We start from the raw sequence: 9,116 nt of genomic DNA, 5'->3' as shown, positions 1-9,116 counted from the left end.
ATCACCGGCGACACCTACATCCGCGATGCCGACGGCTACTTCTGGTACGTGGCCCGCAGCGACGACATGATCGTCTCCTCCGGCTACAACATCGCCGGCCCCGAGGTCGAGAAGGCCCTCGCCACCCATCCCCACGTGGAGGAGTGCGGTGTCGTCGGGGCCCCGGACGGCGAGCGCGGCATGCTCGTCAAGGCGTACGTGATCCTGCGCCCCGGGGTCGCACCCGACGCGACCACGGTCAAGGAACTCCAGGACCACGTGAAGCGGACCGTCGCGCCCTACAAGTACCCGCGCGCCGTCGAGTTCGTCACCGAGCTCCCGCGCACGAGCAACGGCAAGCTCCAACGCGCCGAACTGCGCAGGCTCGCCGGATCCGCCGGCCCGCGCCGGGTGGTCCCGACGCCGTCCCGGGCGGAGGACCGCGCCGCCGGAAGCCCCGAGGCCCTCGTGCGGAACCTGCCGAGCATCGTCGTCGAGCGGCGCGTCGAATGGCAGGACACGGACGCGGCCGGCCACTACCACCACTCCACCGTCGTGCGCTGGGTCGAGGCGGCCGAGGCCGCCCTGCTGCGGCGACTGGGGCTCTCGCACCTCTTCGGCAGCACGCCCAGGGTCCACTTCGAGGCCGACTACCGGGCCCGGCTGTGGTTCGGCGAGGCCGTCCGCACCGAGCTGAGGGTCACCGAGGTCGGTACCGGTTCGCTCCACTACGCCTTCACCGTCCGGGGCGAGGGGGAGGGCGTGGCCGCGAGCGGCCGGATGGTCATCGCCCACTCGGCCGCGCGCGCCACCGGCTCCACGGCCTGGCCCGACGACGTCCGCGAGGTCCTCACCAAGGCCGGGCCCCAAGCGCCCGAGCTCTTCGCGTGATGTGTCGAATTCTTGACGATCGCCAAATCGGCGACATAGTCTTTTGCTCGGAACCACTTGGAGGAACACCGTGCGCGTAGCAGTCATCGGAGGGGGGCCGGGCGGGCTGTACTTCGCGGCCCTGGCCCAGCAGCTCTCCCCGGAGTGGGAGATCACGGTGTGGGAGCGCAACGCCCGCGACGACGCGTTCGGCTTCGGCGTCGTCTTCTCCGACGAAACGCTCGACGGCATCGCACAGGCCGATCCGGCCGTGTTCGCCGCCATGTCCGCGCAGTTCGCCCGCTGGAGCGACATCGACGTCCGCTACGACGGCGAGGTCCACGTCTCCGGCGGCCACGGCTTCGCCGCCCTGGACCGCAACCGGCTGCGGGAGATCCTGCAGACGCGCTGCGCGGACCTCGGGGTGACCGTCCACTACGGAACCGAGGCCCCGCCCGTGGGGGAACTCTCCGCCGGCTACGATCTGGTCGTCGCCGCGGACGGGATCCGCTCCACGGCCCGCGACACGTATCAGGGCAGCTTCCGCACGGAGTTGGACGAGCGGCACTGCCGCTACATGTGGCTGTCCACCGACCGCGTCTTCGAGGCCTTCACCTTCATCGTGGAGAAGGGGGACTTCGGCAGCATCCAGGTCCACGCCTACCCGTACGACGGCGAGCGCAGCACGTTCATCGTCGAGATGGCCGAGGAGGACTGGCGGCGCGCGGGGTTCGAGGCCTTCGCGGAACGGGAGTTCGCCCGCGGCGAGAGCGACGTCGCGAGCGTCCGCCGGTGTGAGGAGATCCTGGCCGGCCACCTCGACGGCCACCGGCTGATCCCCAACGCCTCGAAGTGGATCCGCTTCACGACCGTCCGCAACGCCTCCTGGAGCCACGACAACGTCGTGCTGCTCGGGGACGCGGCCCACACCGCCCACTTCTCCATCGGCTCCGGCACCAAGCTCGCCATGGAGGACTCGCTCGCCCTGGTCGCGTGCCTGCACGAACACCCCGACGTGTCCTCGGCGCTCGCCGCGTACGAGGGCGAACGCCGGCCGGTCGTCGAATCCACCCAGCGCGCCGCCCAGGCCAGTCTCGAATGGTTCGAGAACATCGGCCGCTACACGGGCCAGGACCCGCGGCAGTTCGCCTTCAACCTCCTGACCCGCAGCCGCCGCGTCACCTACGACAACCTGCGCGTACGGGACGAGCGGTTCACCGACGCGGTCGACTCCTGGCACGCCGCCCTGAGCGCGCCCCCGGCCATCGGGACCGGTGGCGCGGACAGCGCCCCCGGAGCCGTGCCGCCGATGTTCCGCGCGTTCCGGCTGGGCGGCCTGCACCTGCGCAACCGCGTCGTCGTACCGCCCACCGCCCTGTACACGGCGCGTGACGGCGTCCCCGGCGACTTCGAACTCGTCCACCTGAGCACGCAGGCGCTCGGCGGCGCCGGCCTGGTCTTCGCCGGAATGACGGCGGTGAGCGCCGACGGCCGGGCCACCCCGGGCTGCCCGGGCCTGTACACGGACGAGCAGGAGGCCGCCTGGCGGCGGATCGCCGGCTTCGTGCACGGCCAGTCGGACACCTGCCTGGGCATCCAGCTCACCCACGCCGGCCGCCGCGCCGCGACCGCCGTGCCCCGGCCCGACGGCAGGGCCGCGCCGCTCGGCCCCTCGGGGTGGCCGCTCGTCGCCGCCTCCCCGCTGCCCTGGAACGAACTCGCCGGCATCCCGCGCGAGGCGACCCGCCAGGACATGGACGCCATCGCCGCCGATTTCACGGCCGCCGCCGAACGTGCCCACCGGGCCGGATTCGACGCCCTCGAACTCCAGTACGGACATGGTCACCTGATGTCCGGGTTCCTGTCCCCGCTGACCAACACGCGCACCGACGAGTACGGCGGCGGCCTCGCCGGCCGGCTCCGCTTCCCCCTGGAGGTGCTGCGCGCGGTGCGCGCCGTCTGGCCCGAGGGGAAGGCGCTCGTGGTCCGCGTGTCCGCCGCGGACTGGGCCGAGGGCGGCACCAGCGAGGCCGACGCGGTGGAGATCGCCCGGGCCCTGGCCGCGGCCGGAGCCGACGCGGTCGACGTGTCCACCGGCGAGGTCGTCCCGTACGAGCGGCCCCGGTACGGCCGGAGCTACCAGACCCCGTACGCCGACCTGATCCGCAACGCCACCGGCGTCCCCACGATCGCCGTCGGCGCCATATCCACCCACGACGACGTGAACTCGATCGTCCTGGCCGGCCGGGCCGACCTGTGCGCCGTCGGCCGCGCCCACCTGCACGACCCCCTGTGGACGCTGCACGCCGCGGCCGCCCAGGGCTACAGCGGCCCGGCGGCGCCCTGGCCCGCCTCCTGGAAGGCCGGCAGCGGCCGCCCGCCGGGCGCCCGTACGGACCGCGTCCCGCCCCGCCTCCAGCTGCTCCGCGAGGCCGCGCCGCCCGTGCACCAGCGCTGGGTACCGCCCGTTCCGGCCGCCGCCGCGGCGACCTGCCGCTGACCTGGAGACCCGATGGACCATCTGCCACGCTTCACCGCCGCCGCCGTGCAGGCCGCTCCCGTCTACCTGGACCCCGCGGCCACCGTCGACAAGGCGATCGCGCTGATCGCCGAGGCCGCCGCGGCCGGAGCCGAACTCGTCGTCTTCCCCGAGGTGTTCGTCCCCGGCTACCCGTACTGGAACTGGACGATGAACCCGGTCCAGGGCTCGCCCTGGTTCGAACGGCTCCGGCGCTCCGCCGTCGACGTCCCCGGCCCGCACGTCGACCGGCTGCGCGAGGCGGCCCGCCGGCACGGCGTCGTCCTCGTCATCGGGGTCAACGAGCGCAGTGCGTACAGCCTCGGCGTCCTCTACAACACCCTGCTCACCATCGGACCCGACGGGGAACTCCTCGGCGTGCACCGCAAGCTGGTGCCCACCTGGGCCGAGAAGCTCACCTGGACCGGCGGCGACGGAAGTTCGCTCAAGGTCCACCAGACGCCCGTCGGCCCGCTCGGCGCCCTGGCCTGCGGCGAGAACACCAACACCCTGGCCCGCTTCACCCTTCTCGCACAGGGCGAACTCGTCCACGCCTCCTGCTACATCGCCCTGCCCGTGGCCCCCGCCGACTACGACATGGCCGACGCCATCGCGGTCCGCACGGCGGCCCACAGCTTCGAGGGCAAGGTCTTCTCCGTCGTGGCCTGCTCCACCATCTCCCCGGAGATCGTGGACCTGCTCGCCGGGGACGACGAGGAACTGCGCGAACGGTTCACCCGCCCGCGCAGCGCGCTCTCCGGGATCTTCGGCCCCGACGGCCGTCCGGTCACCGAACCGCTCGTCGACGACGAGGGCATCGTCTACGCCGAGATCGACCTCGCCCGCTGCGTCCAGCCCAAGCAGATGCACGACATCGTCGGCCACTACAACCGCTTCGACGTCTTCCGGCTGCACGTCGACGACCGCCCCCGCACCCCGGTGACCTTCGCATCCGACACCGCGGCCGGCACGGCACCCCCGCCCACCGCACCTCTCCGCGCCGCTACGGCCGGCCCCATCGAGGAGGACTCATGACCACCGACTACGACGACAGCCGGCTGGGTCGCGCCCGGGTGACGACCAGCCCCGAACTCACCGCCTACTACGGCGAACTCGCCGAGCTCGAAGCGGGCGCCCTGTGGACCGTCGCCAACGACATCGAGCCCTGGTACCCGCAGCCCAAGTCCGTCCCGGTGCTGTGGCGTTACGAGCAGCTGCGGCCGCTGGTCCACAAGGCCCTGCCCCTGGTGAAGGCCGACGACGCCGGTCGCCGTGTGGTCATGCTCGTCAACCCCGGCCGCAAGGACGTCAGCGCCGCCGTGGGACTGCTCTACACCGGCCTCCAGATCATGGGACCCGGCGAGGCCATGACCGCCCACCGCCACCAGGCGGCCGCGCTGCGCTTCGTGCACGAGGGCACCGGCGCGTGGACCATCGTGGACGGGCAGAAGCTGAAGGTCGCACCGGGAGACTTCGCCATCACGCCGAACGGCACCTGGCACGAGCACGGCAACGAATCCGAGGACGCTCCCGTGATCTGGCAGGACGGCCTGGACATACCCCTGGTCAACGCGCTGGACGCGGGCTTCTACGAGGTCCATCCCGAGCTGTACCAGACCCCCGGCAAGGTGATCAACTCCTCCGTCCTGACCTACGGCGGCAACCTGCTCCCGTACGGCCTGGAGAAGTGGACCCGGCCCTACTCCCCGCTCCTCGCCTTCCCCTGGGAGCCCACCTACGAAGCCCTCCGCAACCTCGCGAAGGCCACCGAGGGCTCCCCGTACGACGGTGTGATCGCCGAGTACACCAACCCCCTCACCGGCGGCTCCGTCATGCCCACCATGAGCGCCCACATGCAGCTCCTGCGCCCCGGCCAGGCCACGCTCGCGCACCGCCACACCGGCTCGGTCGTCTACACCGCGGCCAAGGGGCGGGGCGTCTCGGTGATCGCCGGGCAGCGCTTCGAGTGGAGGCAGGGCGACATCTTCTGCGTCCCCTCCTGGGCCTGGCACGAGCACCACAACCTCGACCCGTCCGAGGACGCCTGCCTCTTCTCCTTCGACGACTTCCCCGTGATGCGCTCCCTGGGCTTCTTCCGGGAAGAGGCGTACCCCGACAACGGCGGGCGCCAGCCCGCCGCCTGAGTCGCTCCGCCGCACCGGCGCCCGCCGGCCCTGACACCGGCTCCGGTGCGGCGGAGCACCCCGCTTCCCCCCTTCCTCCCCCCTCCCACCCCAAGGAGCAGCCATGCGCCTGGTCACCTACACCCCCACCGCACACGACGCACCCCTCCGCCTCGGGGCCCGGATCGACGACCGCGTCGTCGACCTCGCCGTCCTGGCGAGCCGGGCCGGCGTGCGGCTCCCGCTGGACCTGCTCTCGTTCGTCCGGGCCGGCGCCCCGGCCCAGCAGGCCGCGCGGGAACTGCTGGCCGGCGGCCCCGCGGCCTGGCCGGCCGACGCCGTGCACCGGACCGACGAGATCTCGCTGCACGCCCCACTGCGCCCCGGCAAGATCATCGGTGTCGGCCTGAACTACGTCGAACACGTCGAGGAGTCCAGCCGCAGCCTGGACACCGACAAGGAACGGCCCTCGCGCCCGGTGCTCTTCAGCAAGCCCGCCACCGCCGTCACCGGCCCCGGTCGGCCGATCCTGCACAACGGCGACCTCACCTCCCAGCTGGACTGGGAATGCGAACTGGCCGTGGTCATCGGCCGCACCGCGTTCCGCGTGAGCGAGGAGGACGCGTACGAGCACGTCTTCGGCTACAGCATCGTCAACGACATCAGCGCCCGCGACCAGCGCCGCTCCGGCCAGTGGTTCTTCTCCAAGGGCCAGGACTCCTACGCGCCGTTCGGCCCCGAAGTGGTCACGGCCGACGACATCCGCGACCCGATGGACCTCGACCTCTCGCTGCGCGTCAACGGCGTCACCAAGCAGAAGTCGAACACCCGCCACATGCTCTTCCCCATCGCCCGCCTCATCGCCGACATCTCCTCCGGCGTCACACTGGAACCGGGAGACGTCATCGCCACCGGATCGCCCGCCGGCGTCGGAGCGGGCATGGTCCCGCCGGAGTTCCTCGTCCCCGGCGACATCGTCGAGGCCACCGTCGAAGGCATCGGCACCCTGACCAACCCCGTCGTCGACGCCCGCTGAGGAGCGCACATGTCCCCCCGCACCTACCGCATCGGCCAGATCGTGCCGAGCTCCAACGTCACCATGGAGACCGAGGTCCCGGCGATCCTTCGGGCCCGCGAGTCCATCGCCCCCGAACGCTTCACCTTCCACTCCAGTCGGATGCGCATGACCCACGTGACACCGGAGCAGCTCAAGGCCATGGACGCCGACTCCGACCGGTGCGCCGTCGAGCTGTCCGACGCGCACGTCGACGTCCTCGGCTACGCCTGCCTGGTGGCCATCATGAGCACGGGGCTCGGCTACCACCGCACCTCCGAGGAGCGGCTGCACCTGCGCACCGTGGAGAACGGGGCGCCCGCACCCGTCGTCACCAGCGCCGGAGCCCTCGTGCACGGCCTGGGGACCCTCGGCGCGAAGAAGATCGCACTGATCGCCCCGTACATGCGGCCCCTGACGAAGACCGTCGTCGACTACCTGACCCACGAGGGCGTCGAGGTCCTCGACTACGAGGCGCTGGAGATCCCGAACAACCTGGACGTCGCCGCGCACGACCCCGCCCGACTCCCGGGCCTGGCCAGGGCGCTGAACCACAGCGACGCCGACGCCGTCGTGCTCTCCGCGTGCGTGCAGATGCCCTCCCTGGGCGCCATCGAGGAGGCCGAACAGCTCCTCGGCAAGCCCGTGGTCTCGGCGGCCGTCTGCACCGCCCACCAGATGCTGCGGGCCCTGGACCTCCCGGCGGTGGCCCCCGGCGCGGGCCACCTCCTGTCCGGGGCCTACGCCTGACCGCCGGTGCGCCGCAGCCCGCCGAGCCGTACCGCGACCTGGACGGGGCACCACCGCCCCGGCTGGGTAGGATCGCGTCCGCACACGACGGAAGGCGATCATGGCGGATACTCCGATTCGGCCCAGTTCATTGATCAACACGGTCTACGGAGCGTTCCTGCGGCGCCTCGGAGGGTGGATCTCCGTCGCCGACCTGATCACCCTGATGTCCGAACTGGACGTCGACGGCCCGGCGGCGCGCTCCGCGATCTCCCGGCTCAAGAAGAAGGGCGTCCTGGAACCGGAGCGCCGCGGCGCCACCGGCTACCGGCTCAGTCCCGCCGCGCAGCCCGTCTTCGACGAGGGCGACCGGCGGATCTTCGGCAGCCTGGAGCCGGCGAAACTGAGCGACGGCTGGGCCATGGCCGTCTTCTCGGTCCCGGAGTCCGAGCGTTCGTACCGCTACCAGCTGCGCACCCGGCTGACCTGGCTCGGCTTCGGGAACATCGCCCCGGGTGTGTGGCTGGCGCCGGGCCGGCTCCTCGGCGACGCCCGGGACATGCTCGTCCGGCGCGGGCTGAGCGACTACGTGCACCTGTTCGCCGCGGACTACGCCGCCTTCAGCGACCTGCCCGGGACGGTCAGCTCGTGGTGGGACTTCCCCGCGATCCAGGAGCAGTACGCCGGATTCACCGAGGCGTACGGGCCGGTCGCCGGGGCACTGGACGAGCAGGGCACCATCGACGGCGCCGAGGCGTTCCGCCACTACGTCCCGATGCTCACCCAGTGGCGCCGGCTGCCCTACCTCGACCCGGGCCTGCCCGCCGAACTGCTGCCCGCCGACTGGAACGCGGTCGCCGCGCGCCAGACCTTCCAGCGGCTGAACGACGTACTGGCCGCGCCGAGCCTGCGGCACGTACAGGAGGTCACCGGGCTGGTGGAGGAGACCCCGGAGGGGTAGGGATGCCCCGCGCCCCCGAACATCCGACAGCACCCATGGACCCCTGGAGTTCCGCCGTGGCCACGACCTCCGAACCGCCCGCCGTCCGGATCGAACGCGACGGCCCCGTCTTCACGGTGGTCCTGGCCCGCCCCGGGGTGCGCAACGCGGTCGACGGTCCGACGGCGGCCCTGCTCGCCGACGCCTTCCGTGAGTTCGAGGAGGACGAGGACGCGTCCGTCGCCGTGCTGTGGGGCGAGGGCGGCACGTTCTGCGCCGGCGCCGACCTCAAGGCCGTCGGCACCGACCGCGGCAACCGGGTGGAGGCGGAGGGCGACGGGCCGATGGGCCCCACGCGCATGAACCTGACCAAACCCGTCATCGCCGCGATCAGCGGCCACGCCGTGGCCGGCGGACTGGAACTCGCCCTCTGGTGCGATCTGCGCGTGGCGGAGGACGACGCCACCTTCGGCGTGTTCTGCCGCCGCTGGGGCGTGCCGCTGATCGACGGCGGCACGGTGCGGCTGCCGCGCCTGATCGGCGAGAGCCGGGCCATGGACCTGATCCTCACCGGCCGCCCCGTGACCGCCGCCGAAGCCCACGCGATCGGCCTCGTCAACCGTCTCGTACCGCCGGGGGAAGCCCGGGGCGCGGCGGAGCGGCTGGCCCGCGAGATCGCCGGGTTCCCGCAGCTGTGCCTGCGGCACGACCGGCTCTCCGTACGGGAACAGCACGGTCTGGGGGAGCGGGAGGCGCTGGCGTCCGAACACCGCCACGGCCTCGTCCCGCTCACCGCGGGGGAGACGCGGTCCGGCGCCGACCGGTTCGCGAACGGCGCCGGCCGCCACGGCTCCTGCACCGGCTGACCGGCACGGGCCGACGGCGGCTGTGAGCGGGCGGCGG

General features: G+C 72.5%; 8 protein-coding genes. All 8 read left to right on the top strand.

Features of this window, described 5'->3' with window-relative positions:
* On the top strand, nucleotides 1-870 hold an 870-nt coding region (locus ACFYZL_RS38755), incomplete at its 5' end, for a thioesterase family protein (RefSeq protein ID WP_388685727.1).
* A gap of 70 nt (nucleotides 871-940) precedes the next feature.
* Nucleotides 941-3,349 (top strand): FAD-dependent monooxygenase, encoded by a 2,409-nt coding sequence (locus ACFYZL_RS38750; protein ID WP_388685725.1) that lies wholly within the window; start codon nucleotides 941-943, stop codon nucleotides 3,347-3,349.
* A 12-nt stretch (nucleotides 3,350-3,361) separates the two neighbouring features.
* Nucleotides 3,362-4,402, top strand: coding sequence for a carbon-nitrogen hydrolase family protein (locus ACFYZL_RS38745; RefSeq protein ID WP_388685722.1), 1,041 nt, complete (start codon nucleotides 3,362-3,364; stop codon nucleotides 4,400-4,402).
* The gene (locus ACFYZL_RS38740) at nucleotides 4,399-5,511 is read left to right on the top strand and encodes a cupin domain-containing protein (protein WP_384752553.1); all 1,113 of its coding nucleotides are present in this window, start codon (nucleotides 4,399-4,401) and stop codon (nucleotides 5,509-5,511) included. Before ACFYZL_RS38745 ends, ACFYZL_RS38740 begins: the two co-directional genes overlap by 4 nt.
* A gap of 103 nt (nucleotides 5,512-5,614) precedes the next feature.
* Nucleotides 5,615-6,526 carry a fumarylacetoacetate hydrolase family protein gene (locus tag ACFYZL_RS38735; RefSeq protein ID WP_388685720.1) on the top strand — a complete coding sequence of 304 codons (912 nt, stop codon included), beginning with the start codon at nucleotides 5,615-5,617 and terminating at the stop codon, nucleotides 6,524-6,526.
* A 9-nt stretch (nucleotides 6,527-6,535) separates the two neighbouring features.
* Nucleotides 6,536-7,294 (top strand): Asp/Glu racemase, encoded by a 759-nt coding sequence (locus ACFYZL_RS38730; RefSeq protein WP_384746554.1) that lies wholly within the window; start codon nucleotides 6,536-6,538, stop codon nucleotides 7,292-7,294.
* A gap of 130 nt (nucleotides 7,295-7,424) precedes the next feature.
* Nucleotides 7,425-8,234 (top strand): PaaX family transcriptional regulator C-terminal domain-containing protein, encoded by an 810-nt coding sequence (locus ACFYZL_RS38725; protein WP_388685716.1) that lies wholly within the window; start codon nucleotides 7,425-7,427, stop codon nucleotides 8,232-8,234.
* Nucleotides 8,235-8,269: 35 nt separating this feature from the next.
* On the top strand, nucleotides 8,270-9,079 hold the full coding sequence (locus tag ACFYZL_RS38720) for a crotonase/enoyl-CoA hydratase family protein (protein ID WP_388685713.1): 810 nt from the start codon (nucleotides 8,270-8,272) through the stop codon (nucleotides 9,077-9,079).
* Nucleotides 9,080-9,116: the final 37 nt, after the last annotated feature.

It is taken from the genome of Streptomyces sp. NPDC001717, assembly GCF_042892775.1.
Classification (GTDB): Bacteria; Actinomycetota; Actinomycetes; order Streptomycetales; family Streptomycetaceae; genus Streptomyces.
This window is presented reverse-complemented; position numbering and strand designations above follow the sequence as displayed.